The sequence below is a fragment of the Kerstersia similis genome (assembly GCF_965139615.1).
Taxonomy (GTDB): domain Bacteria; phylum Pseudomonadota; class Gammaproteobacteria; order Burkholderiales; family Burkholderiaceae_B; genus Kerstersia; species Kerstersia similis.
Map to the genome: position 1 here is coordinate 87639 of NZ_CBCSIQ010000007.1, position 25765 is coordinate 113403.

A 25765-nucleotide genomic window follows, 5' to 3' on the forward strand; every position below is an offset into this window, starting at 1 on the left:
CCGGAACGGGCGAAGCACCGTAGGGGGCTCAGCACCACATTAGAAAGCGTATCCGGCCAGCATAGACGAAGCGCGGCGGATTTTTGACATTTTTGATCGGACAGACTTCAGGAGTCGGCCTGTGGGCATAGGGATAGCTGTGGCGTCGATCGGGCCACGGCCGATAAGCCGATAAGCCGATAAGCCGATAAGCCGATAAGCCGATAAGCCGATAAGCCGATAAGCCACAATACAGCGCGATTCTCAGCGCAAGACAAAAGCGGTCCACCCTTATCACCGAACACCGTGGTAACTGGCCCCAGGCACAATAGAAAGCCGGCATAGCAAGCCGGCCTGCAGTTCATGACACATCTATTCCATGGGCTGTACGAGCCGTATCACACTCCGCCTACACCTCGGGCAGGATATGCGTGGAACGTGGGCGCGTGGTTTGGATATCCGCGCAAGAGGCAAGAATCAGGCAGCCTTCGCCAGACGTTTCCGAGCAAACGAGAGCGCGAGCATCGGGCCGCCACACACCATGAAAACACCACCGAGAATCATGAACGTGGTGTTGCTCAACGCGACGCCGGTAGCCAGAAAAGCAACGCCGACGCACAGCAGTGATAGGGAAACAGGGAGAAATGGGCTCATGGGCGCATTATGCCACGGCCCAGCGCAGCCGTACCTCTACCTGTTACGCCAGATCCGGCATGATTGGCTTGTGTGGCGGTAGATCTGGCTGAGTCAACCTGATGCCCTTCGCAGGGATCGAGGTGGACTCCTGATTCAGGCAGACTCCTGATTCAGGCAATAAAAAAGACAACATGGGAATGTTGTCTTAATGTCTGCTCATTCAGATGCTGTGGGCATCAATCAGATGCGGGCTCGACCAGACTGAAAGCCCCATCCAAGTGCCCTTGAAATCACAGCAGATAAAACCAAGCCATTGATTTCATTAAAATAAGTGGTGCGAGGGAGGGGACTCGAACCCCTACACCTGTTACGGCGTCAGGACCTAAACCTGGTGCGTCTACCAATTTCGCCACCCTCGCATTCACAGGCTTTTCGTTATTACACTTTCACCTGCGAAGCCGACTATTGTAGCCGACTTGATAGAATTACGTCTATACACTCCTGGGTACATCCATGAACCCCCGCCTAGACCTGCTGCATCCCTACCCTTTCGAAAAGCTCCGCAAGCTTCTGGCCGAAGCCGGGCCGACACCTGAAGGCCTGCTACCCATCCCCCTGCATATCGGCGAACCCCGCCACGCCGCTCCGGCTTGTGTTCGCGATGCGATGGCGCAGGCGCTGGATCGTTTGTCTCACTACCCGCCCACCAAAGGCGACNCCGCCTTGCGCCAGGCCATCGCCGCCTGGCTGGGCCGCCGCTACGGGATTCCTGCTCCAGATGCGGAAACCCATGTGCTGCCGGTTCTGGGTTCGCGGGAGGCCCTGTTCGCCTTCGCGCAGGTGGTCATAGACAGCAGTGACGCTGCACCACTGGTGGTCTGCCCCAATCCGTTCTATCAGATTTATGAAGGCGCTGCGCTGCTGGCTGGCGCCCAGCCTTATTACGCCCCGGCAGAACCTGCGCTGAATTTTTCTTCTGATTGGAGCAAGGTGCCCGCAGACGTCTGGCAGCGGACTCAGTTGCTGTATGTCTGTTCACCCGGCAATCCCGCCGGCAGCGTCATGCGACTGGAGGAATGGCAGGATCTGTTCGCCCTGTCCGACCGCTATGGTTTTGTCATCGCCAGCGATGAGTGCTATTCCGAAATCTATCCGGATGAATCGCAGCCCCCGCTGGGCGCGCTACAGGCAGCCCGGCAGCTGGGACGCGATGATTATGCCAATCTGCTAGTGTTTTCCAGCCTCTCCAAGCGATCCAACCTGCCCGGCCTGCGCTCCGGCTTCGTCGCTGGCGATGCCCGTCTGATCGCCAAGTTCCTGCTCTACAGGACGTATCACGGCAGCGCCATGAGCCCCATCGTGACCCAGGCCAGCATCGCCGCCTGGAACGACGAAACGCACGTGATTGCCAACCGCGCCGCCTACCGCGCCAAATTCGCCGCGGTGTATCCCATCCTGAAAGATGTGCTCGACGTACAGATGCCGGATGCCTCGTTTTATCTCTGGGCCGGCACGCCGGTTGCCGATACCGAGTTTGCGCGTGAGCTCTACGCCGCCACTGGTGTTGGTGTCCTGCCCGGTAGTTTTCTTGCCCGCGAGCAGGATGGCATCAATCCCGGCGCCAACCGTATCCGGCTGGCCCTGGTTGCGCCGCTGGAAGCCTGCGTCGAAGCGGCCGAGCGTATCGCCCGGCACGTAAAATTCCGTTCCATGACCCCTAAGTAATTTCCTCTTTTTTTCCACCTAGCCGGACCTGAAAGCATGACTGCACAACTGCAAAACACCATCGAACAAGCCTGGGAAGACCGCGCCAACCTGACTGCCGCGCACCACCCTGCCAGCCTGAAAGCCGCCATCGACGACGTGCTGAACAGCTTGAATACGGGCAAGCTGCGCGTAGCGGAAAAAATCGACGGAAAGTGGCAGGTGCATCAGTGGCTCAAACAGGCGGTGCTGCTGTCTTTCCGCTTGCAGGACAATCAACCCATGGGCGGCGCGCCTTTGCAGTTCTACGACAAGGTCGCGCTGAAATATGCGGACTACAGCGCCGAGCGCTTCGCGGCCGAAGGCGTGCGCGTGGTTCCCCCCGCCGTGGCGCGCCATGGCGCCCACATCGGCCGCAATGTCGTGCTGATGCCGTCGTACGTCAATATCGGCGCTTATGTGGATGAAGGAACGATGGTCGATACCTGGGCCACGGTGGGCTCATGCGCGCAGATTGGCAAGAATGTGCACTTGTCCGGCGGCGTGGGAATCGGCGGGGTGCTGGAACCCCTGCAAGCGGCACCTACCATCATTGAAGACAATTGCTTCATTGGCGCGCGCTCCGAAGTGGTGGAAGGGGTGATCGTCGAAGAAAATTCGGTGCTGGCCATGGGCGTATATCTGTCGCAAAGCACCCGCATCTATGACCGGACGACCGGCGAGATCCTCTACGGCCGCGTGCCGTCCGGTTCCGTCGTGGTTCCTGGCAGCCTGCCCGCTGCCGACGGCAGCCATAGCCTGGCCTGCGCGGTGATCGTGAAGCGTGTCGATGCCCAGACCCGTGCCAAAACCGGCATCAATGAATTGCTGAGGTCTGCATGAGCGCCAATGGCGATAACACGGTGCTGACGCTGGCCAGTGAACTGCTGGCACGTGCGAGCGTCACGCCTGACGATGCCGGCTGCCAGGCCATCCTGGCCAGCCGGCTCGCACCGCTGGGTTTCCAGCTGGAAACCATCAGTGCAGGCGGCGTCACCAATCTCTGGGCCAGGCGCGGCCAGGCCCGGCCCGTGCTGGTATTCGCCGGGCATACCGATGTCGTGCCCCCCGGGCCTGAAACCTCATGGGTTAGCCCACCCTTCGCGCCCAGCTTGCGCGACGGCCGTCTGTATGCACGCGGCGCGGCCGATATGAAAAGTTCTATCGCGGCCTTCGTCGTGGCCTGCGAGGAGTTCGTCGCGGCCTGCCCGGATCATGAGGGCGCCATCGCGCTGCTGATCACTTCCGACGAAGAAGGCCCGGCCGTGCACGGCACCCGCCATGTCTGCGACCTGCTGCAAGCGCGTGGCGAGCAGCTGGATTTCTGCATCGTGGGAGAACCGACCTCCGGCGCTGTCCTGGGCGACACCATCAAGAACGGCAGGCGCGGCTCGCTGACCGGCCGCCTGCGTGTCATCGGCAAGCAAGGGCACGTGGCGTATCCGCACCTGGCACGCAACCCCGTCCACCAGGCCGCCGCCGCGCTGGCTGAACTCGCCGCCACGCAATGGGATGAAGGCAATGCCTTTTTCCCGCCGACGACGTTTCAGGTTTCCAATATCCATGCCGGAACCGGCGCAACCAATGTCGTCCCCGGCGAATTGCAGGTCGTCTTCAACTTCCGCTTTTCCAGCGCCAGTACCGCTGAGGGCCTGAAAAGCCGTGTGCACGCCCTGCTGGACCGCCACGCCCTCGAATATGTGCTGGAATGGGAGCTGGGCGGCGAGCCTTTCCTGACGGAACCTGGTACCCTCACCGCGGCTGTCACGAGTGCCATTGCGGCCGAGACCGGCATTGCCGCCGAGCTGTCCACGACCGGCGGCACCTCCGATGGACGTTTCATTGCCCGGATCTGTCCGCAGGTACTGGAGTTCGGCCCGATCAACGCCACCATCCATCAGGTCAATGAAAATATCCCGGCTGACAGCCTGGAGCCCCTGAAAAACATTTACCGGCGCACGCTGGAAACCTTGCTGCGCCCTACAGCCTGAACATGACTATGAATCCAAACGCCAGCCAGAACAGCAGTCCTGCGCCAGCCATCGCCGCCACCGCGGCACAGGAACTGCTGACCCTGCGCGACTTGCTGCGTTACGGCGTGTCGCGGTTCCGGGCCGCCAATCTGGCCTTCGGCCACGGCAGCGACAACGCCTGGGATGAAGCGGCCTACCTGGCGCTGCATACGCTGAATCTGCCGGGTGACACGCTGGATCCGTTTCTGGATGCTCGCTTGCTGCAAACGGAACGCGACGCCGTCTTGAATATCTACCGCCGCCGTATTGAAGAGCGCCTGCCGGCCCCCTATCTGACCGGCGAAGCCTGGCTGCACGGCTACCGCTTCCGGGTGGACGAGCGCGTCATCGTCCCGCGCTCTCCCATTGCGGAATGGCTGGTACAGGGGTTGACGCCCTGGCTGGACGACCCCGAGAGCGTCACCCGTGCGCTGGATCTTTGCACCGGCTCGGGTTGCCTGGCAATTCTGGCGGCACATGCCTTTCCGCACGCCCAGGTGGATGCCGTGGATCTCTCCACGGATGCCTTGGATGTCGCCCGCGCCAACGTCGCGGATTATGGCCTGGAAAACCGGTTGCACCTGTATCAAGGCGATCTCTACCAGCCGCTGCCTGCTGATGCCCGTTATCAGGTCATCATCAGCAATCCGCCCTATGTCAATGAAAACTCCATGCGGGCGCTGCCTCAGGAGTTCCGCCATGAGCCCCGGGGCGCCCTGGCGGGCGGCGACGACGGCATGGACCTGATCCGCACCATCATTGGCCAGGCGCCGCGTTATCTGGACGACAATGGCATCCTCGTGCTGGAAATCGGCCACGAACACGAACACTTCGCCCGGGCATTCCCCGGCCTCGAACCTATTTGGCTGGATACCGCCAGCGGCCTGCATCCGATCATGCTGCTGACGCGCGACCAATTGATTACGTGATACGAGCTTCTAAACTCAACCTGCGCGCCGGCACCAAAGTGTTGCTGGACGACGCGGATTTTGTGGTTCACCCCGGCGAACGCGTTGGCATCGTCGGCAAGAACGGCGCCGGCAAATCGACGCTGTTTGCCTTGCTGCGCGGTGAACGCGATGCCGACGCCGGCACCCTGGATATCCCGCAGGGCTGGCGCATCGCCAGCGTACGGCAGGAAATCGTTGCCGACGAACGCCCGGCCAGGGAATTCGTCATCGACGGCGATAGCCATTTGCGTGCCTTGCAAGCCGAGCGCGCCAGCCTGTCCGATCAGGCCGACGGCATGCGCATTGCCGAACTTGAAGCCGCCCTGAGCGACGCCGGCGTGTGGGATGCCGCCTCGCGTGCAGAGCAGTTGCTGGCCGGCCTGGGCTTTGCCCCGGATGAATGGATGCAGCCGGTCTCATCCTTTTCCGGTGGCTGGCGCATGCGCCTGGCCCTGGCACGCACGCTGATGGCGCCGTCTGACTTGCTGCTGCTGGACGAGCCGACCAACCACCTGGATCTGGACGCCATGCTGTGGCTGGAACGCTGGCTGGGCGCCTATCCTGGCACCGTCATGCTGATTTCGCACGACACCGAGTTCCTGGATGCCGTGGCGCGTTCCATTCTGCATTTCGACCACGGCAAGCTGGTGCGCTACCGTGGCGGATACCAGGACTTCCTGGTGCAACGCGCCGAGCGCCTGCGCCAGACCCAGATTGCCTGGGACAGGCAAACCCGGGAAGCGGCGCGCCTGCAATCCTTTATTGATCGTTTCAAAGCCAAGGCCACCAAGGCCAAGCAGGCCCAGAGCCGGGTAAAGGCCCTGGCCCGCATGGAAGTCCTCGCGCCGCTGCAGGCCGAGGCCGGCATAGACATTCGTATTCCCTCACCGGAACAAATGCCAGACCCCTTGCTGACGCTGGAAAACGCCGCCATGGGGTATGCCTCGGAAGATGGCACGGACAGCGCCATTCTGCGGCAAGTCACGCTGATGGTGCGCGGCGGTAGCCGCATCGGCGTGCTGGGTGCGAACGGCGCCGGCAAAAGTACGATGATCAAATCGCTCTGCGGCGAACTGCCGCTGCTGGGCGGCAGCCGTGTCGCATCCAAGGGTTTGAAGATCGGCTATTTCGCCCAGCACCAGCTGGATATGCTGGATCTCGATAGCACGCCGCTGGCGCATCTGGCGCGCCTGGCACCCGACGAACGCGAACAGATCCTGCGCAACTATCTGGGCGGCTTCGGCTTTTCCGGCGACGCCGCCACCGGCCCGGTGGCGCCGATGTCCGGTGGAGAAAAAGCCCGTTTGGCGCTGGCGCTGGTCGTCTGGCAACGCCCCAACCTGCTGCTTCTCGACGAACCCAGCAACCACCTGGACGTCGATACCCGCGAAGCCCTGGCCACCGCGCTGGCCGAATTCGGCGGCAGCATGCTGCTCGTTTCTCACGACCGGCACCTGCTGCGCACCACGGTCGATGATTTCTGGATCGTCGCCGACGGCGGCGTTCAGGAATTCGATGGCGACCTGGAAGACTACCGTGACTGGCTGTCATCCCGCCAGGCCCAGGCACGCGCAGAAGAACGCCAGGAGGCCCGCCAGCAACAAGCCGAGCCTGCCCCTGACCGCAAGGCCCAGAAACGCCTGGAAGCCGAACAGCGCCAGCGCCTGGCCCAGCAGCGCAAGCCGCTGGAGGCGGAACTGCGCAAGGTGGAAACGGCCATGAACAGCCAGCGCAGTCGCCTTGAAACCCTGGATGCCTTGATTGCCGACCCGGCCTTCTACGATGACTCCCGCCGCGACGAGCGCGTCAAGGCACTTGCCGAACATGGCGAACTGAGCAAAAGCGTGGACGCCCAAGAGGAACGCTGGCTGGAGCTGGTGGAAGCCATAGAAGCCATCAACGCCAGCGAAAGCTGAGGCCGTCAACACGATCCGCCACGCCCATGCCATCGCCTCCCTCTGCGATTCCCCAACCCGCCGCGCCATCGGCGCCGCATGCCGCCACCGGTGGCGTGCGACACCTGCTGAGACTGGAAGGGCTGTGCGTGCTGCTGGCCAGCCTCCTGGCCTACGACAGCTTCGCCACCAGCGGCTGGGGGCTGTTCGCCCTGTGCTTTCTCGTGCCGGATCTATCGCTATTCGGCTATGCCGCCGGCCCGCGCCTAGGCGCGGTTCTCTATAACTGCGCGCACTCCTATGTCGGTGCCGTGGTGTGCCTGGCCGCAGGCGTCTTTTTCGGTATCCCCGGCTTGCTTTCCGCCGGACTGATCTGGGCCGCACACATCGGCTTTGATCGCGCCCTGGGCTACGGCCTCAAGTATGGGCAAGGTTTTCGCCTGACTCACCTGGGCCTGATCGGCCGCGCCAGGCAAGACGGCCCTGACGCCCGCCATTGAAACATCAGGCGCCTCGCAACACGGGAAATGAAAACGCCGAAACCCGGCAACAGGTTTCGGCGACAGGCCATCCAATACAGACACAGCCCTACGGCTGCCGCAGCCCAGGGTCAGCCGGCCACGACATCCAGCTTGGCAATGCCCAAGGCCAAAGTCTTCTGCCCCGCCTCGCGGAAATGAATCCTTGCCTGGGCATCGTCGCCGTTGCCGGATAGTTCAATGATCGTGCCTTCCCCGAAACGGGCATGGCTGACCCCCATGCCCACCCGGTATTCACGTTCGCCGACCTTGACCACATTGCTGCCATGGCGTGCCTGGCGCGGCTCTATCCTGCCGGTGGACTGACGCCCGAAAGCATCAGCCAGGGCACGCGGCGCCGGGCCACCCCAGCCTGTACCCTGGTGGGACGAGGCCTTGGGCGTAAGCCATTTCAGGTGCTGCTCCGGAATTTCCTGGAAGAAACGTGAACGCATGGCGTAGCGCGTCTGCCCATGCAGCATCCGGCTCTGGGCCAGGCTCAGGTACAGACGCTTGCGCGCCCGCGTGATGGCCACATACATCAGCCGCCGTTCTTCTTCCAGGCCTTCCGGGTCGGACAGGCTGTTTTCATGCGGGAACAGGCCTTCTTCCATACCCGTCATGAAAACCGCGTCGAACTCCAGCCCCTTGGCCGCATGGACCGTCATCATCTGGATGGCGTCTTCACCGGCCTGAGCCTGATTGTCCCCAGCTTCCAGCGAAGCATGCGACAGGAAGGCCGCCAACGGAGAGATACCCGCTGCCGGCGGCGCACCGAAAAATGCCTCATCATCAGGAACGGCCGGAACATCCAGCGCCGCAGCAAAGCCCGCAGGCATGCCTTCGTAGTTTTCTTCCGCCACGAAAGCGGCCGCTGCCGCCACGAGTTCCCTCAGGTTTTCCAGCCGCTCTTCGCCTTCCCGCTCGGTTTGGTAATGGGCAACCAGGCCGGAGTGTTCGATGATATGGGCCACCATCTCAGGCAAGGGCAGGCTGCGCGTTTCGTGCCCAAGGCGGCCGATCAGCGCGGCAAACTGGGCCAGGTTGGCCCCGCCCTTGCCGGGCACACGCGCCACCGCGCCATACAGGCTGGTACCGTAGGTACGCGCCTGATCCGCCAGGGATTCCAGTGTGCGTGCACCGATTCCCCGGGCCGGAAAATTCACCACTCGCAACCACGAGGTGTCGTCATCCGGATTGGCCAGCAAGCGCAAATAGGCCAGCGCATGCTTGACTTCCTGGCGCTCGAAAAAGCGCAGGCCGCCATATACCTTGTACGGAACCCCTGCACTGAACAAGGCATGTTCCAGCACCCGCGACTGCGCATTACTGCGATACAGAATGGCGATTTCGCTGCGCGGCATGCCTTCACGCGCCAGCGACTTCAATTCATCGACGACCCACTGCGCTTCCAGGCCATCACTGGCCTGTTCACAGACACGGATGCGCTCGCCCTCGCCCTGCGCAGTCCAGAGGTTTTTCCCCAGACGGCCGGTGTTATGGCTGATCAGCGCGTTGGCCGCATCCAGAATATGCCCATAGGAGCGGTAATTCTGCTCCAGACGGATGACATGTTCGCCCGCGTAATCACGCACAAACGCCGACATATTACCGACGTCTGCCCCACGGAAAGCATAAATGGATTGGTCATCATCGCCGACTGCAAACACATGCGCACCGCCGCCAGCCAGCAATTTCAGCCAGCGATACTGCAAGGCGTTGGTATCCTGGAACTCATCGACCAGGATATGACGGAAGCGGCGCTGATAGTGCTCACGCACTGGCGCATTGCGCGACAGCAACTCATAGGCGCGCAACAGCAGCTCGGCAAAATCCACTACGCCTTCGCGTTCGCACTGTTCCTGGTACAGCGCATAGATCTCTGCCAGACGCCGGCTGTGCGGATCACCCGTCACGACGGTATCGGGCCGCTGGCCCTCTTCCTTGGCATGATTGATGAAGCGCTGCACATCACGCGGGGGATATTTCTCGTCATCAATATTCGCAGCCTTGAGCAGGCGCTTGATGGCAGAAAGCTGATCCGCGCTATCGAGGATCTGGAACGATTGCGGCAAGCCGGCATCGCGGTGATGCGCGCGCAGCAAGCGATTGCACAGGCCGTGGAACGTACCGATCCACAGGCCGCGCGGATCCAGCGGTAGCATGGCCGTCAGGCGAGCCAGCATTTCGCGGGCAGCCTTGTTGGTAAAAGTGACGGCGAGCAGCCCAAAAGGACTGGCCTGGCCAGTTTGTACCAGCCAGGCCATGCGGGTTGTCAGAACCCTGGTCTTGCCGCTGCCAGCCCCGGCAAGAACCAGGGCGTGGCAGGAGGGATCCAGGGTAACAGCGGCGCGTTGCTCGGGATTCAGGCGGTCCAGATCCATCATGCCGCGTAGCGGCGCAGACGGCTGGCGAATTCGGCCAGACCTTCGATACCGCTTTGTTGAGCACGCTGGCACCAGGCTTGCAGGTCATGCAGCAACTGTTCGCTGCTGGCGCTGGAGCTTTCCCAGAGACGGCCCAGATCCTTGCGCATTTGCATCAGCGTGGAGAGCGACTGGCTGCTGGCAACAGCCTGATCGATCTGCGCCAATTGCTCCGGCTGCAGGTTGGTATCCGGCAGGTGGAACCAGTTGCGCACACGCTTGAGCGTCTGGCGCGAGGTCTGCACGTTGCCTTCGCCGTTGCCGCCCTTCATGCGGCTCAGCTCCTGCGAGCAGGCATGCTTCAGCAGATCGGCGTAGCGCGCCATGATTTCATAGCGGTGCGTGATCACGCCATGCAGGGTCTTGAGATCGACCGAACGCACATCGGATTCAAGCTTGAGCTTGGGCGCAACCTTGCGCACCTTGGCCAAACCGACAGCCTGCATCATGCGGATGTACACCCAACCGATATCGAACTCATACCACTGGCTCGAGAACTTGGCCGAGCTGGCATGCGCATGGTGGTTGTTGTGCAGCTCTTCGCCACCGATGATGATGCCCCAGGGGAACACGTTCGTGCTGGTGTCCGGGCTGGCGAAATTGCGGTAGCCCCAGTAGTGGCCGATACCATTGACCACGCCAGCTGCCCAGAAGGGAATCCAGGCCATCTGCACGGCCCAGACCGTCAGGCCAACCACGCCGAACAGCAGCAGGTCGATCACCAGCATGATGAGAATGCCCAGGGCGCTGTGCTTGGCGTACACATTACGCTCAAGCCAATCGTTAGGCGTCCCGTGGCCGAACTTGGCCATGGTTTCTTGGTTCTCGGATTCCTGGCGGTACAGTTCGGCGCCGCGGAACAGCACCTTCCAGATACCGAACAGCATGGGCGAGTGAGGATCACCCTCGCGCTCGCAGCGCGCATGGTGCTTGCGGTGGATGGCGACCCATTCTTTGGTCACCATACCGGTTGTCATCCACAACCAGAAGCGGAAGAAGTGCGCGATCGCAGGATGCAGATCGAGCCCGCGGTGCGTCTGGCTGCGGTGCAGAAAAATGGTTACGCATACGATGGTAATGTGGGTCATTACCAGGGTGACAATCAGGACTTGCCACCACGAGGCCTGCAAGAGGCCACCGCTGAGAAAGGAAATAATAGTATCCATATGGATATCAGGTCTCGCGTCAAAAGGTGAAGGCCAGTGTATATCGCTACTGACCGTATGACACCCTGGTGACAAAAAGGTTTTTGCGTCAGATCAAGAAAGATTCCGGCTTGCGCTAGGGTCTGCCCCCGACAGGAGCATGGAAACCCGGGCTTGCGCTGACGGCAATCGCCTTGTGCCGACGGGAACAGCGCTTGCACCCTGCCCCCGCTCAGATGTCATACCTTAATTTTGCTACAAAAAACAGCATCTGTCGCTAAAAAACTGGCTTTCCTGCAACAAATCATGCCGCTTCCGTACGACGCTCCAGCGCTGCGGCGAAAAATCCGTCGGTTCCGTGCTGATCCGGGCGCAGGCGCAGATAGGCATCCTGCATCTCCAGGCCCGGCACGCGAGACGCCAGAATGGTGCCTGCCTCCAACAGCTGGAACTCCGGATGTTTCTTCAAGAAGGCCTGCACCTGATCTTCGTTCTCCTGCGGCAACAGACTGCATGTCGCATAAACCAGACGGCCGCCTGGCGCGACGCAGCGTGCTGCACTTTCCAGCACGCGTGCCTGCACATCGCACAGCTCCCGCACCGACTGCGGCGACTGGCGCCATTTCATATCAGGGTTGCGCCGCAAGGTTCCCATGCCGCTGCAAGGCGCATCCACCAGCACCCGCTGAGCCTTGCCTGCCAAACGCTTCACGCGGACATCATTCTCATGCTCCAGCGCAATGGTGGCCACATTGGACAAACCGCTGCGCGCCAGCCTGGGCTTGGCGCGCGCCAGGCGCGCTGCCGACACGTCAAACGCGTACAGCCTGCCCGTGGAACGCATCAATGCGCCCAGCAGCAAGGTCTTGCCCCCGGCGCCGGCACAGAAATCTATGATCATCTCGCCACGCTTGGGGCCAACCAGCAAGGCCAGCAGCTGGCTACCTTCATCCTGAACCTCAAGCAGGCCATGCTCGAACTGCGGCGTGCGCTGCAAGGAGGGACGCCCCTGCACACGGATGCCCCAGGGGGAATATGGGGTCGGTTGCGGGTCGTGCTGCGGCATGCTCTTGCGCAAGGCCGCCAGCGTTTCATCGCGATCCGCCTTCATCGGATTGACCCGCAGGTCCAGGCCGGCAGGCAGGTTCAGCGCGGCCATCAGCGACTCGCCATCGGGTAAGGCAGCCAGTTGCTCTGACAACCAATCCGGATAGCTATGCCGCACGGCCAAGGGCAAGGCGTCGGCATCAATTTCATCCAGACGCGTCAGCCATGCCTGCTCATCTGCGCTCAGCACCGGCTCCAGCGCTTCACGGCCCTGCGTGGCCAGCAGGCCCAGAATGGCCAGGCGACGGTTAGCCGTTCCCGAACCGCTCTCGGCATAATGACGATAACGACGCAAATGGCGCAGCACATCATAGACAGCCTCCGCCAGCTGGCTGCGGTCGCGTGCACCGACCTGCGGATGTGCACGCAACCAATGCGACAGCACGGCATCTGCCGGATATTCCCAGGTAAAGACCTGATCAAAAATCTGGCCCAGCTGCACCATGCGATATTCCATCGGGTGCAGGCGCGTACGCACGACGACAGGCTGAAAGCCGGTGTCCTGCTGCGCGCCTGGCTGAGTACGGCGCACTGCCGAATCCTGACGCACGCCCGGCTGGGCACGCTCGTACGCACCGGACTGACGCGGCGCGCGATCCTGCCCCCCTGCCTGCGCGGGGGCAGCTGAACGACGTTCGTTGCGTTCGTTACCATAGCCGCTGCCGCGTGCCGCGCGATCGTGAGAGCGATCATCGCGGCGTACGTCACGCGGGCCACCCTCACGCTGAGCCTTGCGGGCATCGCCGCGGTGCTCCTCGAACCGGCTGTCACGCGCACCGCCAGCACGGCTGCTGTCGCGCTGCCCTCGCCCCTCGGCGGCAGCGGGCCGGCGCTCGAACGGGCGTTCCGCGTTGCGTTCTGCCCGACCGCCGTCCGCGCGTCGGTCGGACGCAGCGCTTGCGCCAAAGCGCTTAGCCGGCGTCCCGCCTGCCTTGGGCTCCTGCCCTTCCCTGCTGCTGCGCCAGCCTTGCAGGCCTTCGCTGCGGCGGCCCGGTGCTTCCGGGCGCTCCTCGCGCCGCGCCGCGCCGCCGCGCTCTGCCCTGGCGTTAGCGCCAGCCGTGCGGCGGCCACCTGCCGCCGGCGCATCCTGAATCGGACGGCCATAACGATTTGTGCGACCCTGATCAGCCATGATGATTTGCCTCTGCCTGCCAAATATAAAGACGCGAGGCCACGCCCGCGACCGTCACACGGCCGTCTGCAGCCTGTGACACTCGTCCTTCCGCCAGCCAGCGAACGGCTTGCGGGAAAATATGATGTTCGGTTTCCAGTACGCGGTCAGCCAGCGTATCCGGCGTATCGTCCGCCAGAACGGGCACGACGCTTTGCGCGATGATCGGGCCGTGATCCAGCACCGGCGTCACGAAATGCACGGTGCAGCCATGCGCCTGCACCCCGTTGGCCAAAGCCTGCGCATGCGTATGCAGCCCCGGAAAGGCCGGCAGCAACGACGGATGGATATTCACCAGACGCCCCGCGTAACGCTGTACAAACCCGGGCGTCAGGACACGCATGAAACCGGCCAGAATGATGTAATCAGGCTCGAAGGTATCGACTGCCTGCGCCAACGCGGCGTCAAAGGCTTCGCGGCTGGCATAGTCCCGGTGCGGCAAGGCCAGGGTTTCCAGCCCCTGCTCCCGCGCCCAGCTCAACCCGGCGGCGTCCGGCTTATTGGCAATGACACCGACAATCTCTGCCGGCCAGCCCTGCGTACGGCAAGCTTCGACCAGCGTCCGCATATTGGAGCCACGCCCGGAAATCAGGATCAGCAGGCGGCAGGGAGTCTTTCCAGCAACAGGAGCGCCGGCATCCTGGCCAGCGCTCGAAAGAGCGTAATCCGCGCTCTGGCGGTTGATCGCGTCGGGCAAAGCGGTATTTCCATTAAAAAATATAACTGGTGATTGTAAACTGTCGCCCGTGAAACCAACGCTGCATATCTACCGTTCCCTGCCGCCTGCCAATCGCCGCCAACCTTGCGCGCTGACGATAGGCAGTTTTGACGGCGTTCATCTTGGCCACCAGGCGATTCTGGCGCAGGTCTGCGAAGCCGCGGCCCGCCGCGGGCTGGTACCGTCCGCCATGACCTTTTCGCCGCACCCGCGCGAGTATTTCGCCAGGCTGCGTGGCTTGCCCGACCTCGTGCCCCGCCGGATTTCCAGCCTGCGCGACCAATGCATGGCACTGGCCCAGGCGGGCATGCGCCAGCTGGTCGTACGCCGCTTCGACCACACGCTGGCCAACATGAGCCCTGACGACTTCGTCCGCCAGATCCTGGTCGAAGGCCTGGACGTACGCTGGCTGCTGGTAGGCAGCGACTTCCGTTATGGCCGCGCCCGTTCCGGTGACATCGAGACATTGCGCCGTGCTGGCGCCGAATATGGCTTCGAGGTTCATACGCTGGAAGACATTCTGGATGCCCAGGGCCGGCGCATCTCCAGTTCCGACATCAGGGAGGCGCTGGCGCAGGCAGACCTGCAGCAAGCCCACGCCCTGCTGGGCCGCTGGCCCTCCGTTTGCGCCCATGTGCGTCACGGGCGCAAACTGGGGCGCAACCTGGGTTTCCCCACCATGAATCAAGGGGTGCCGGAACGCAGCGCCCTGCGCCCCGGCATTTACGTCACCCGTGTGCACGGGCTGGCCGACCGGCCACTGGCAGCCGTGTCCAGCCTGGGCGTACGGCCTACCGTAGAAGGCGAAGGCAGGCTGCTGCTTGAGACACACTTGCTCGATACCAGTGCCGACGCCTACGGTAAACTGATTAACGTTGAATTCCTGCAGTATCTGCGGGATGAGCAGAAATTTTCCGATCTTGACGCCTTGACTGCCGCCATCCGCCAGGATGCCGACGATGCGCGCGCTTATTTTTCCGTCCATGGACTATAAAGACACCCTCAACCTGCCCGATACCGCCTTCCCGATGCGCGGAGACCTCGCCAAGCGCGAACCCAAATGGGTCGCCGACTGGGAAGAAAACCGAATTTATCAGGCGATTCGCGCTGCCAGCCAAGGCCGCCCCAAGTTCGTGCTGCACGACGGCCCCCCCTATGCCAACGGCGACATCCACCTGGGCCACGCGGTCAACAAGATCCTCAAGGACATCATCATCAAAAGCCGCAACATGGCCGGCTTTGATGCACCGTATGTGCCGGGCTGGGATTGCCACGGCATGCCGATTGAAATCCAGATCGAGAAAAAATACGGCAAGAACCTGCCCGTTGCCGAAGTCCAGGCGCGTGCCCGTGCTTACGCACTGGAGCAGATCGACCGCCAGAAACAGGATTTCAAACGCCTGGGCGTGCTGGGGGATTGGGACAACCCATACCTCACAATGAATTATGGCAATGAAGCCAATGAGATCCGTGCCCTGGCCGGAATCATCAAGCGCGGCTACCTGTTCCGGGGCCTCAAACCCGTCAACTGGTGTTTCGACTGTGGTTCGGCGCTGGCGGAAGCGGAAGTTGAATATGCCGACCGCGTCGATCCCACCATCGACGTCGCGTTTCCGTTTGCCGACAAATCCGCCATCGCGCGCGCCTTCGGCCTGCCTGAGGACGCCGTGGCAGACGGCGCCATCGTCATCTGGACCACGACGCCCTGGACCATCCCGTCCAATCAGGCGCTCAACGTCCACCCCGAGCTCGAATACAGCCTGGTGCGTCTGTCCGAAGCGCGCCAGACCGGCAGCATGCTGCTGCTCGCACGCGAACGTGTCGCCCCCTGCCTGGAGCAATGGGGCCTGAGCGGCGAAATCATTGCCACCGTGGCCGGCCAGGCGCTGGAAAACCTGCGCTTCCATCACCCGCTGGCCCAGGCCGATGCCGGCTACCAGCGCACCTCGCCGGTGTATCTGGCCGAGTACGTGACCCTGGACACCGGCACCGGCGTGGTGCACTCGGCGCCCGCCTATGGTGTGGACGACTTCATCAGCTGCAAGGCCCATGGCCTGGCAGATGCCGAGATCATCAATCCGGTGATGGGCGACGGCCGCTACGCCACCACCCTGCCGATCTTCGGCGGGCTCAAGATCTGGGACGCCAATCCGCTGATCGTCCAGACGCTGCAAGACACCGGCACCCTCCTGCGCACGGAAAAGCTCAAGCACAGCTACATGCACTGCTGGCGCCACAAGACGCCGGTGATCTACCGCGCCACCAGCCAATGGTTCGCCGGCATGGATGTCGTGCCCACAAACCAGGGCCCGACGCTGCGCGAAACAGCCTTGCAAGCCGTGGACGCCACCGCCTTCTTCCCGGCCTGGGGCCGTGCGCGCCTGCACAACATGATCGCCAACCGTCCGGACTGGACCCTGTCGCGCCAGCGCCAATGGGGTGTCCCGATGTCGCTGTTCGTCCACAAGGAAACCGGCGAGCTGCATCCACGCACGGTCGAATTGATGGAGGAAGTGGCAAAGCGTGTGGAACAGCACGGTATCGAGGCCTGGCAGGCCCTGGATCCTCGCGACCTGCTGGGCGACGAAGCCGACCTGTACGAAAAAACCCGTGACACGCTGGACGTCTGGTTTGATTCAGGCACCACCCATGTCACCGTGCTGGGCGGCGCGCGCACCCCGGATTCGCCCGTCAGCAATGGCGGTTCGCATGGCGATGTGCTGGCCTGGCCGGCAGACCTCTATCTGGAAGGCTCGGATCAGCACCGCGGCTGGTTCCATTCCTCGCTGTTGACCGGTTCCATGCTCTATGGCCGCGCGCCCTACAAGGCGCTGCTGACGCACGGCTTCACCGTCGATGGCGATGGCCGCAAGATGAGCAAGTCGCTGGGCAATGTCATCGTGCCGCAAAAGGTGTCCGACTCCCTGGGCGCAGAAATCCTGCGCCTCTGGATTGGCAGCACGGACTACTCCGGCGAGTTGTCGATTTCCGACACCATCCTCAAGCGTGTCGTGGAAGGCTACCGCCGCATCCGCAACACCTTGCGCTTCCTGCTGGCCAACCTGGCCGACTTCGACGCCACCACCCAGCTGGTGAATGTCGAAGACATGCTGGAAATTGACCGTTATGCGCTCGGCATGGCCGCCCGCATGCAGGAAGAAGTGCTGGCCGCCTACGAACGCTATGAGTTCCACCCGGCCACGGCGCGACTGCAAACCTTCTGCTCCGAAGACCTGGGCGCGTTCTACCTGGATATCCTGAAAGACCGCCTGTACACCTCGGCAACCGACAGCCACGCCCGCCGCAGTGCGCAAAGCGCGCTGCTGCACATCACGCTGACCTTGCTCAAGGTGATGGCCCCGGTGCTGTCCTTCACTGCGGAAGAAGCCTGGGCGGTTCTGGCCGAGGCCACTCCCGGCGCCGTGCCGGAGAATGCCCGCCTGACGATTTTCACCGAAACCTACCATCAGCTGCCGCTGAGCGCCGGCAACGACGCCCTGCAGCAAAAGTGGGGCCGCCTGCGCCAGACCCGGGCACAGATTCTGCGCGAACTGGAAACCCTGCGCGCCGCCGGCAGCGTCGGCTCCTCTCTGCAGGCAGAAGTGGTGCTGCAAGCCAGCGGCCAGGAATATGAAGACCTGGCCAGCCTGGAAGACGATCTGAAATTTGTGCTGATCGTTTCGCGCGCATCGGTGCAACAGGGTGAAGGGGAACTGCAAGTGACCCTGTCGGCTTCCTCGCACCTGAAATGCGCCCGTTGCTGGCACTGGCGTGCCGACGTCGGCGCCAATGCCGATCACCCCGAGCTGTGCGGCCGTTGCGTCAGCAACCTGTTCGGCACGGGCGAACAGCGCAGGTTCGCATGAGCCAGGGCACGCACCCGACAAACCGCTCCCCGGCGCCGCTGTTCTGGCGCTGGGTGGCGCTGGCCATCCTGCTGATCGGCCTGGACCAGGTGACCAAGTACCACTTCAATACGGTACTCCACTATGGCCAGCGTCTGAATGTCCTGCCGTTCTTCGACTTCACCCTGCTCTACAACGAAGGCGCGGCGTTCAGTTTCCTCGCTGGCGCCGACGGCTGGCAACGCTGGTTCTTTACCGCGCTTGGCTTCGCGGCCAGCGCGCTGATCCTGTTCCTGCTGCGCCGCCATGCCAACCAACGCCGTTTTTCCCTGGCGCTGGTGCTGATCCTGGGCGGCGCCCTGGGCAACGTGATCGACCGCCTGCAACACGGGCATGTCGTCGATTTCCTGCTGTTCTACTGGAACAACGCCTATTTCCCGGCGTTCAATGTTGCCGACATCTGCATTACCGTGGGTGCCATCCTCATGCTGTGGGACGAACTGGCCCGCGCACGTCGTGCCCGCACCACCCCTTGAAGGGTCCTTGCCATGCCTGAACTGCACAACAAACGCCTGGTACTGGGCCTGACTGGCGGCATCGCCTGCTACAAGAGCGCCGAGCTTCTGCGGCGCCTGGGCGACCACGGCGCCACGGTTGACGTCGTCATGACCGATGCGGCAACGCACTTCATCACGCCCATCACCATGCAGGCACTCTCCGGGCGCCCCGTGCACCTGGACGCCTGGGACAGCCGCGCGCCGAACAATATGCCGCACATCAATCTGTCGCGTGGAGCGGATGCCATTGTCATTGCGCCTGCGTCGGCTGACTTCATGGCGCGTTTGGTGCACGGGCGCGCCGATGATCTGCTGGCAACCCTGTGCCTGGCGCGCAACTGCCCCTTGATCCTGGCGCCAGCCATGAATCGGGAAATGTGGGACAACCCGGCAACACAGCGCAATGTGCGCCAGCTGCGGGAAGATGGCGTCATCATCATCGGCCCCGGCAGCGGCCAGCAGGCCTGTGGCGAAACCGGCGACGGCCGCATGCTGGAGCCGGCAGAAATCCTGGCGGAAGTCATTGCGTTCTTCCAGCCCAAGGTACTGAAGGGCAAGCGCGTCCTGCTGACAGCCGGCCCGACATCCGAGCCGATCGACCCGGTGCGCGTCATCAGCAATCGCTCCTCTGGGAAAACCGGCTATGCCCTGGCCCGCGCCGCTTTCGAGGCCGGCGCCCAGGTGACACTGGTTTCCGGCCCCACTGCCCTGGCGGCTCCCTACGGCGTCACCCGCGTTTCCGTGCATACGGCGCTGGAAATGCATCAGGCAGTCATGAACCGGACTGGCGAGGCCGATATCTTCATCGCGGTCGCTGCCGTCGCAGATTGGCGCGTTGCCAACCCGGCCGAGCACAAAATCAAAAAAACCGATGGCGGCCATGGTGTGCCAGTGCTGGAATTTATCCCCAACCCGGATATTCTCGCCAGCGTCGCCGCACTGCCAGACGGGCCCTGGTGTGTCGGTTTTGCCGCAGAAACGGAAAAACTGGTTCAACACGCCGAAGAGAAACGATTGCGCAAAGGCATAGACCTGCTGGTAGGTAACCTGGCGCAAGATGTCATGGATGGCGACGACACCCGCCTGAGCCTCTTTGATGCCAACGGTTGTCATCATCTGCCTGCCGCTGACAAACTCAGCGCTGCGCGCCGGCTGATCGGCGAAATCGCCCGCCGGGCACCGCAACGCCATCACAGCGCCTGACCTGTCGGCGGTCTGCTACCCTTTAAAGGCACCAGACTCGCACGACCGGCCCAGGGTCACAGGAGACGCGCATGCCCTTGCATGACGATACCCCCCCGAAAGGCGACTACGCAGCCTACATCGAAAAACTGACGCAACGCAGCCAGGCCGGCACGCCTGGCCAGGCCGATGCCGGGGCGGCAGGCCAACAGCGAAAATCTTCCGTGGCGCAAGTCATCCAGGATGCGGCCAAAAAGGCGCGCCAGGAAACCCGGCAAAGAACAGACCAGGCGGCGCCCCCTGCAAACACGGCGTCGCCCTCCTTGCCCCCGATGCAGGCCCCGAAACCCGCAGCCACGCGCCCCTCCGCCGGCAGCCCAATCACCTACGGCCCGACTACACCTGCCAGCCAGGATCAGCCCCTGCCCGAAACCAAGCGCCGGAACAAACGCTCCATCTGGCCGCTGATCCTGGCCGTGCTGTTTTTCATGCCCATGATCAATGTGGTGCGTGACATGCTCGACGACCCCAGGCCGGAAGGCTTCTTTTTTCTGGCTGTCGCATTATTTGTCATCTTCTCCATTCGCCACTCGATCAAATCCGGCAACGAACCAGACAAAGATAAAAAACGCAGCGCCATCAAGAAAGACGACGATTACCCAAACACCGGGCATTGAACCGAGGTAGGGCCAAAATCCAGCAAACCGGTACACAAACCCGGCACCACGGCGCCGGACGCCGCCGACGCCATTGCGGCAATCCGTTGCAGCTCACCATTTCGGCCACCCATCAGGTGTATCGGTGTCGGCCCCAGGCCAAGCACCGTCATCGTGCTCCCCTACTTTTAAACTCCCCAAGCTTTTGACACACGACAGGACCCAAGTCATGAAAACCATTGCCCTGAAAATCCTGGACCCGCGCATGGCAGCCTCGCTGCCCGCCTATGCCACACCCGGCTCCGCCGGGCTGGATCTGCGCGCCTGCCTGGATGCGCCGCTGGAACTGGCGCCGGGCGCTACAGCCCTGATTCCTACCGGCCTGGCAATCCATATCGGCGACCCTGGCTATGCCGCAATGTTCCTGCCCCGTTCCGGGCTGGGCCACAAGCACGGCATTGTGCTGGGCAATCTGGTTGGCCTGATCGACTCCGATTATCAAGGCCAGCTGCAGGTTTCGGTCTGGAATCGCAGCCAGCAAGCCTTCATCATCGAGCCCATGGAGCGGATTGCGCAAATGGTGATCGTACCCGTCGTGCAAGCGGCCTTTGAAGTCGTGGAAGACTTTGAAAGCAGCGACCGCGGCGCCGGCGGCTTCGGCAGCACAGGCACCCGCTGAACGGCTGGTTGTACTTCGTCATGTTAAACCCCCCGAAGCTTGGATCTATGTCCAACTTTCGGGGGTCAGTTGAAAAACAGCCAGGGTTTTTCATTGTCCGCCTGTCAGGCGGTGGCAGGCAGGCAGATCATCACTCCGCCAGCGCCTCCTCGGGCCGGTCACTGCCGGCACCATTGGCCTGTGCATCGTCCGGCTTCGGGAAGTTCAGGACGACATTGCCATTGCCATCCAGATCCACGACCACCGCACCGCCTTGCGTCAGCTTGCCGAACAGCAGTTCGTCGGCCAATGCCTTGCGGATCGTATCCTGGATCAGGCGCTGCATCGGGCGTGCGCCCATCAAGGGATCAAAACCTTCCGCTGCCAGATGCTCGCGCAGCGCATCGGTAAACGTCGCCTCGACGCGTTTCTCGTGCAGCTGCTGCTCCAGCTGCAACAGGAACTTGTCCACGACGCGCATGATCACTTCGCGCGACAAGGGAGCAAAGGAAACGATGGCATCCAGACGGTTGCGGAACTCGGGCGAGAACAGGCGCTTGATCTCCGCCATTTCGTCGCCGCGCGTTTCGCCCTGCGCAAACCCGATAGAACGCTTGCTCAGGCTTTCCGCTCCGGCATTGGTCGTCATGATCAGGATCACGTTGCGCAGATCCGCCTTGCGGCCATTGTTGTCCGTCAGCGCGCCATGATCCATCACCTGCAGCAGGATATTGAATACATCCGGGTGCGCCTTCTCAATTTCGTCGAGCAGCAGCACGCAATGAGGATGCTTGCTGACGGCCTCCGTCAGCAGCCCGCCCTGGTCGAACCCGACATATCCCGGCGGCGCGCCGATCAGACGTGATACCGCATGGCGCTCCATGTACTCGGACATGTCGAAGCGCAGCAGCTCGACGCCCAGCGTAAACGCCAGCTGACGCGCCACTTCGGTCTTGCCCACCCCGGTCGGGCCGGAGAACAGGAAGGAGCCGATAGGCTTATCCGTTTTGCCCAGGCCCGAGCGCGACATCTTGATGGCGGCAGCCAGTGCGTCAATGGCAGGATCCTGGCCAAACACCACGGCCTGCAAATCACGCTCCAGCGTCGCCAGGCGATTGCGGTCGTCCGTCGATACCGATTGCGGCGGAATGCGCGCCATGCGGGCAACAATGCTTTCGATGTCGGTTCGACCGATGACCTTCTTCTGCTTGGACTTGGGCAGCAGCCGTTGCGCCGCACCCGCCTCGTCGATGACGTCAATGGCCTTATCGGGCAGATGACGATCACTGATATGGCGTGCCGACAACTCGGCCGCAGCCACGAGTGCGTTGTTGGCATAGCGAACGCCATGGTGCGACTCGAAACGGCTCTTCAGGCCCCGCAGGATCTGCACCGTTTGCGCTACCGTCGGCTCAGCCACATCGACCTTCTGGAAACGGCGCGACAGGGCCGAATCTTTTTCAAAAATACCGCGATATTCGGTATAGGTCGTTGCCCCCATGCACTTGAGCTGCCCGGACGACAGGGCCGGCTTGAGCAGATTGGATGCGTCCAGGGTGCCGCCGGACGCCGAACCGGCGCCGATCAGGGTATGGATTTCGTCGATGAACAGCACCGCATTGGGGTTGCCCTTCAATTGCTTGAGCACCGCCTTCAAACGCTGTTCGAAGTCACCACGGTATTTGGTACCCGCCAGCAAGGCGCCGATATCCAAGGCATAGACTTGCGTCTCGCACAGGATCTCGGGCACATCGCCGCGCGTGACGCGCCAGGCCAGGCCTTCTGCGATGGCAGTCTTGCCCACGCCGGCCTCCCCCACCAGCAAGGGATTGTTCTTGCGGCGGCGGCAGAGAATCTGGATCACGCGCTCGACTTCTTCTTCGCGCCCGATCAAGGGGTCGATGCGGCCGGCCAGCGCGGCGGCATTCAGGTTGTGCGCATACTGTTCCAGCGGGGATTGCTGGCGGTTGTCACCCGTTTCGGATTGAGGGGTACGCGGCTGCTGCGGCGCCGGGGATTCCGGTGCTTCTTCGGTCGCTTTGGGCGCGATGCCGTGCGACAGATAATTCACGACAGCCAGGCGCGTCAGCCCCTGCTGCTGCAGGTAGTACGCCGCATGGGAATCCTTTTCGCCAAAGATGGCCACCAGGACATTGGCACCGCTGACCGGCTTGCGCGCGGTGCCGCCACTGGAGGACACATGCATGATGGCGCGCTGGATCACGCGCTGGAACCCCAAGGTAGGCTGGGTATCGACTTCGGCACCTTCTGCCGCTACCGGGGTGTTCTCGGCCACGAACTGGCGCAGATTGCTGCGCAGCAATTCAAGATCGACGTTGCAGGCGCGCAGTACTTCAGCCGCCGAAACGTTATCCAGCAGCGACAGCAGCAAGTGCTCAACGGTGATGAATTCGTGACGGGCGGCGCGCGCCTCGACGAACGCCATGTGCAGACTGACTTCAAGCTCTTGGGAAATCACGACGCTCCCTCCATTATCGTTCGAGGCGGACGATGAGACAGGTTTATATTCTATGCTGATCCGTGCTGCGCACCATTCCCGAGAGGCAAAACACAGAAATCAGGTAGATTCCATGACGCATTGCAAAGGATGCTGATGCGTCCGCGCGTAGCGGGATACCTGCGCCACACGCGTGGCTGCGATATCCCGCGGATAGATCGCACAGACTGCCCGGCCTTCATGATGCACCTGCAGCATGATACGGGTGGCCTCTTCCAGCCCCTTGCCAAAAAATTTCTGCAGCACTTCGATGACGAACTCCATGGGGGTGTAGTCGTCATTGAGCAGGATGACCTGATAGAGCGGTGGCGGCGCGACCTTCTGCTCTGCGGGAGCGGGAGGGGCCACGACAGTAGTTTCGACACCGCTCTGTGCGGCAAGATTAATGCTAATCATTCTTGTATTGTAGGATATTTAACCGGCGCCCGATGCGCCATGAAAAAACGTTTACCGTCACCTGAACATGCAGAATATAGACCGCCATGCATGCGCAGCCACGGGCACAAGCAACAATCAGTAACCCCGATTCAAGCCTGAAATCAGCCAAAAACGTGATTTAAAACAAGGTATTTATTCCACTTGATGCATTTTAAGGGTTTGCAACACTTGACGGTGACCCAACAGCCCAAGCATTATCAATAACGGAGAACCGGCAACTGTCTGTGCCGGACCGTTTCACTCGATTCATGAGGCTGTTTGCATGTCCGACACTACTGCTTCCACTCAAACCGAGTCCACCGAAAAATCCACGGGTACCGTCAAATGGTTCAATGACGCCAAGGGCTTTGGCTTCATCACGCCGGATAACGGTGACGAGGACTTGTTCGCGCACTTCTCCTCCATTCAGATGGAAGGATTCAAGACCTTGAAGGAAGGCCAGAAGGTCTCCTTCGACATCATTCAAGGGCCGAAAGGAAAGCAAGCCCTGAATATTACTTCCGCCTGAGCCGCTACGGCCGATTATCCAGCCCTTCCACCGCAGAAGGGCTGGTTTCTTATTGCCCGGACAACAGCTTATGCCTATTTGGCGCTGATGTCTTTCCGCTGCTGTCTTTCAATTCCTGCTCCTGCCTCCATGTTTCCCGCCCTTCCCCTTTCGCGCCAGTCCCGGCTGCGCACCTGGGCTACCGCCGCCCTGCTGGCTGGCGCCCTGAGCCCCGCCTACAGCCAGGCTGCCACGCAGGCCAGCCCGACATCCACCCTGCCGACCGTCACGCTTCAAGCCGGCATGCACGTCATTCAGGCAGAACTCGCCGACACCCCCGAAACGCGACAAACCGGCCTCATGTACCGCAAGGCCTTGGCCCCCAACGCCGGCATGCTGTTTGTTTTTGAAGAAGAAGATATTCGCTGCTTCTGGATGCGCAACACCTATGTCCCGCTGAGCATCGCCTTTCTCAACGCGGACGGCCGCATCGTCAACATTGCCGACATGCAGCCCCTGGATGACACGCCACATTGCTCGACGGAACCCGTCGGGCAGGCCCTGGAGATGTCTCAAGGCTGGTTTGCAGAGCGCGGCTTCGCCCCCGGCGCTGTCCTGCGCGGCCTGCCCAGTCCCGCCACCCGCTGACCTCGACAATGGCCATGGCCCTGACGCGCAACCCGTATCTCCAGGCCTCAGGGCAGCCATCGGCCAAGACAAATGGAACCCGCTTCCGTCCCGGCTTTCGGGACAGCATCGTCGCCGCGATCCTTGTATTTGCCAATTAGGAAATTCCATAGGGCTATGGAAAAATACCGAGGGGCACAGAGCCCCTGCCATTGACATGGGATTGTCCCGCCCGGTTTTGTGCCTCTTAGGCAAATAAAGAATACTCCCAAAATCAGCTATTACGTACTTAAGATGGCGTTTGCCAGCAGCGGCGCGGACGCATGGGGGCAACGCCGGGCCTGCGCTGCAAGCCCCCCGTACCGCAGGCCGGATGCCTGCTACAGCGGCAAATTGCCCTGGTTGCCTTCATCCTTGGCAGCATCGGCAGGCTTGGCACGGCGGGACGCCGCCGGCTTGCCGCCCGGCACTGCCCCGGCACGCCGGGCCGGCACTGT

General features: G+C 62.1%; 20 protein-coding genes, 1 tRNA gene and 2 pseudogenes. 15 read left to right on the top strand and 8 right to left on the bottom strand.

Going from position 1 to position 25765, the window contains the following annotated elements:
* Positions 1 to 456 precede the first annotated feature (456 nt).
* Positions 457 to 633, bottom strand: coding sequence for a hypothetical protein (locus ACNA1V_RS06585; RefSeq protein ID WP_415832799.1), 177 nt, complete (start codon positions 631 to 633; stop codon positions 457 to 459).
* A 314-nt stretch (positions 634 to 947) separates the two neighbouring features.
* Positions 948 to 1034, bottom strand: a tRNA-Leu gene (locus tag ACNA1V_RS06590).
* 94 nt (positions 1035 to 1128) lie between these two features.
* Here ACNA1V_RS06590 and ACNA1V_RS06595 point away from each other — a divergent pair.
* The 7 genes and pseudogenes from ACNA1V_RS06595 to ACNA1V_RS06625 form a co-directional block, all read left to right on the top strand.
* Positions 1129 to 1332: pseudogene (locus ACNA1V_RS06595) on the top strand (succinyldiaminopimelate transaminase); the annotation flags it as partial.
* Position 1333: 1 nt separating this feature from the next.
* Positions 1334 to 2340: pseudogene (gene dapC / locus ACNA1V_RS06600) on the top strand (succinyldiaminopimelate transaminase); the annotation flags it as partial.
* Positions 2341 to 2376: 36 nt separating this feature from the next.
* Positions 2377 to 3201: a 2,3,4,5-tetrahydropyridine-2,6-dicarboxylate N-succinyltransferase gene (dapD, locus tag ACNA1V_RS06605; protein ID WP_415832800.1), complete on the top strand. Its 825-nt coding sequence runs from the start codon at positions 2377 to 2379 to the stop codon at positions 3199 to 3201.
* Complete coding sequence (dapE, locus tag ACNA1V_RS06610; protein WP_415832801.1) at positions 3198 to 4349, top strand: succinyl-diaminopimelate desuccinylase; 1152 nt, start codon at positions 3198 to 3200, stop codon at positions 4347 to 4349. The genes dapD and dapE overlap by 4 nt, the downstream gene beginning before the upstream one ends.
* 8 nt (positions 4350 to 4357) lie before the next feature.
* Positions 4358 to 5299 carry a 50S ribosomal protein L3 N(5)-glutamine methyltransferase gene (gene prmB / locus ACNA1V_RS06615; protein WP_415832836.1) on the top strand — a complete coding sequence of 314 codons (942 nt, stop codon included), beginning with the start codon at positions 4358 to 4360 and terminating at the stop codon, positions 5297 to 5299.
* Entirely contained in the window at positions 5296 to 7236 is a 1941-nt protein-coding gene (locus tag ACNA1V_RS06620) for an ABC-F family ATP-binding cassette domain-containing protein (RefSeq protein WP_415832802.1), read from the top strand. Before prmB ends, ACNA1V_RS06620 begins: the two co-directional genes overlap by 4 nt.
* 26 nt (positions 7237 to 7262) lie before the next feature.
* Entirely contained in the window at positions 7263 to 7715 is a 453-nt protein-coding gene (locus ACNA1V_RS06625; RefSeq protein ID WP_415832803.1) for a DUF4260 domain-containing protein, read from the top strand.
* Between the two features lie 110 nt (positions 7716 to 7825).
* Here ACNA1V_RS06625 and ACNA1V_RS06630 read toward each other — a convergent pair whose 3' ends face one another.
* The 4 genes from ACNA1V_RS06630 to purN form a co-directional block, all read right to left on the bottom strand.
* Positions 7826 to 10117 (bottom strand): UvrD-helicase domain-containing protein, encoded by a 2292-nt coding sequence (locus ACNA1V_RS06630; protein WP_415832837.1) that lies wholly within the window; start codon positions 10115 to 10117, stop codon positions 7826 to 7828.
* Positions 10117 to 11325: a DesA family fatty acid desaturase gene (locus ACNA1V_RS06635; RefSeq protein WP_415832804.1), complete on the bottom strand. Its 1209-nt coding sequence runs from the start codon at positions 11323 to 11325 to the stop codon at positions 10117 to 10119. Before ACNA1V_RS06635 ends, ACNA1V_RS06630 begins: the two co-directional genes overlap by 1 nt.
* A gap of 283 nt (positions 11326 to 11608) precedes the next feature.
* Positions 11609 to 12838: an RsmB/NOP family class I SAM-dependent RNA methyltransferase gene (locus ACNA1V_RS06640; protein WP_415832838.1), complete on the bottom strand. Its 1230-nt coding sequence runs from the start codon at positions 12836 to 12838 to the stop codon at positions 11609 to 11611.
* Positions 12839 to 13535: 697 nt separating this feature from the next.
* Positions 13536 to 14183: a phosphoribosylglycinamide formyltransferase gene (gene purN / locus ACNA1V_RS06645; RefSeq protein WP_415832839.1), complete on the bottom strand. Its 648-nt coding sequence runs from the start codon at positions 14181 to 14183 to the stop codon at positions 13536 to 13538.
* Between the two features lie 145 nt (positions 14184 to 14328).
* On the opposite strand from purN, the gene ACNA1V_RS06650 reads away from it, so the two are divergent.
* The 6 genes from ACNA1V_RS06650 to dut all read left to right on the top strand — a co-directional run bounded on the left by ACNA1V_RS06650 (position 14329) and on the right by dut (position 21219).
* Positions 14329 to 15294, top strand: coding sequence for a bifunctional riboflavin kinase/FAD synthetase (locus ACNA1V_RS06650; protein ID WP_415832805.1), 966 nt, complete (start codon positions 14329 to 14331; stop codon positions 15292 to 15294).
* The gene (gene ileS / locus ACNA1V_RS06655) at positions 15284 to 18166 is read left to right on the top strand and encodes an isoleucine--tRNA ligase (protein WP_415832840.1); all 2883 of its coding nucleotides are present in this window, start codon (positions 15284 to 15286) and stop codon (positions 18164 to 18166) included. Before ACNA1V_RS06650 ends, ileS begins: the two co-directional genes overlap by 11 nt.
* Entirely contained in the window at positions 18163 to 18681 is a 519-nt protein-coding gene (gene lspA, locus ACNA1V_RS06660) for a signal peptidase II (RefSeq protein ID WP_415832806.1), read from the top strand. The genes ileS and lspA overlap by 4 nt, the downstream gene beginning before the upstream one ends.
* Before the next feature lie 12 nt (positions 18682 to 18693).
* On the top strand, positions 18694 to 19905 hold the full coding sequence (coaBC, locus tag ACNA1V_RS06665; RefSeq protein WP_415832807.1) for a bifunctional phosphopantothenoylcysteine decarboxylase/phosphopantothenate--cysteine ligase CoaBC: 1212 nt from the start codon (positions 18694 to 18696) through the stop codon (positions 19903 to 19905).
* A 71-nt stretch (positions 19906 to 19976) separates the two neighbouring features.
* Positions 19977 to 20561, top strand: a complete 585-nt coding sequence (locus ACNA1V_RS06670) for a hypothetical protein (protein ID WP_415832808.1) — start codon at positions 19977 to 19979, stop codon at positions 20559 to 20561.
* Positions 20562 to 20769: 208 nt separating this feature from the next.
* Entirely contained in the window at positions 20770 to 21219 is a 450-nt protein-coding gene (dut, locus tag ACNA1V_RS06675; RefSeq protein WP_415832809.1) for a dUTP diphosphatase, read from the top strand.
* A gap of 130 nt (positions 21220 to 21349) precedes the next feature.
* Here the strand turns inward: dut and clpA are convergent, their stop codons facing one another.
* Together clpA and clpS are read right to left on the bottom strand one after the other, a co-directional pair.
* Positions 21350 to 23677: an ATP-dependent Clp protease ATP-binding subunit ClpA gene (clpA, locus tag ACNA1V_RS06680; RefSeq protein ID WP_415832810.1), complete on the bottom strand. Its 2328-nt coding sequence runs from the start codon at positions 23675 to 23677 to the stop codon at positions 21350 to 21352.
* 99 nt (positions 23678 to 23776) lie between these two features.
* Entirely contained in the window at positions 23777 to 24112 is a 336-nt protein-coding gene (gene clpS / locus ACNA1V_RS06685; RefSeq protein ID WP_415832811.1) for an ATP-dependent Clp protease adapter ClpS, read from the bottom strand.
* A gap of 304 nt (positions 24113 to 24416) precedes the next feature.
* Here clpS and ACNA1V_RS06690 point away from each other — a divergent pair, with 304 nt between their 5' ends.
* Together ACNA1V_RS06690 and ACNA1V_RS06695 are read left to right on the top strand one after the other, a co-directional pair.
* A complete protein-coding gene (locus ACNA1V_RS06690) occupies positions 24417 to 24662 on the top strand; it encodes a cold-shock protein (RefSeq protein ID WP_068368049.1) in 246 nt (81 codons plus the stop codon).
* 129 nt (positions 24663 to 24791) lie between these two features.
* Positions 24792 to 25289 carry a DUF192 domain-containing protein gene (locus ACNA1V_RS06695; protein WP_415832812.1) on the top strand — a complete coding sequence of 166 codons (498 nt, stop codon included), beginning with the start codon at positions 24792 to 24794 and terminating at the stop codon, positions 25287 to 25289.
* Positions 25290 to 25765 lie beyond the last annotated feature (476 nt).

Bases quoted from the DNA above. Each gene is read 5' to 3' on its own strand.
- ACNA1V_RS06585 (WP_415832799.1), bottom strand. From the start codon at position 633: ATGAGCCCATTTCTCCCTGTTTCCCTATCACTGCTGTGCGTCGGCGTT.
- dapD (WP_415832800.1), top strand. From the start codon at position 2,377: ATGACTGCACAACTGCAAAACACCATCGAACAAGCCTGGGAAGACCGC.
- dapE (WP_415832801.1), top strand. From the start codon at position 3,198: ATGAGCGCCAATGGCGATAACACGGTGCTGACGCTGGCCAGTGAACTG.
- prmB (WP_415832836.1), top strand. From the start codon at position 4,358: ATGAATCCAAACGCCAGCCAGAACAGCAGTCCTGCGCCAGCCATCGCC.
- ACNA1V_RS06625 (WP_415832803.1), top strand. From the start codon at position 7,263: ATGCCATCGCCTCCCTCTGCGATTCCCCAACCCGCCGCGCCATCGGCG.
- ACNA1V_RS06630 (WP_415832837.1), bottom strand. From the start codon at position 10,117: ATGGATCTGGACCGCCTGAATCCCGAGCAACGCGCCGCTGTTACCCTG.
- ACNA1V_RS06635 (WP_415832804.1), bottom strand. From the start codon at position 11,325: ATGGATACTATTATTTCCTTTCTCAGCGGTGGCCTCTTGCAGGCCTCG.
- ileS (WP_415832840.1), top strand. From the start codon at position 15,284: ATGGACTATAAAGACACCCTCAACCTGCCCGATACCGCCTTCCCGATG.
- lspA (WP_415832806.1), top strand. From the start codon at position 18,163: ATGAGCCAGGGCACGCACCCGACAAACCGCTCCCCGGCGCCGCTGTTC.
- coaBC (WP_415832807.1), top strand. From the start codon at position 18,694: ATGCCTGAACTGCACAACAAACGCCTGGTACTGGGCCTGACTGGCGGC.
- ACNA1V_RS06670 (WP_415832808.1), top strand. From the start codon at position 19,977: ATGCCCTTGCATGACGATACCCCCCCGAAAGGCGACTACGCAGCCTAC.
- dut (WP_415832809.1), top strand. From the start codon at position 20,770: ATGAAAACCATTGCCCTGAAAATCCTGGACCCGCGCATGGCAGCCTCG.
- clpS (WP_415832811.1), bottom strand. From the start codon at position 24,112: ATGATTAGCATTAATCTTGCCGCACAGAGCGGTGTCGAAACTACTGTC.
- ACNA1V_RS06690 (WP_068368049.1), top strand. From the start codon at position 24,417: ATGTCCGACACTACTGCTTCCACTCAAACCGAGTCCACCGAAAAATCC.
- ACNA1V_RS06695 (WP_415832812.1), top strand. From the start codon at position 24,792: ATGTTTCCCGCCCTTCCCCTTTCGCGCCAGTCCCGGCTGCGCACCTGG.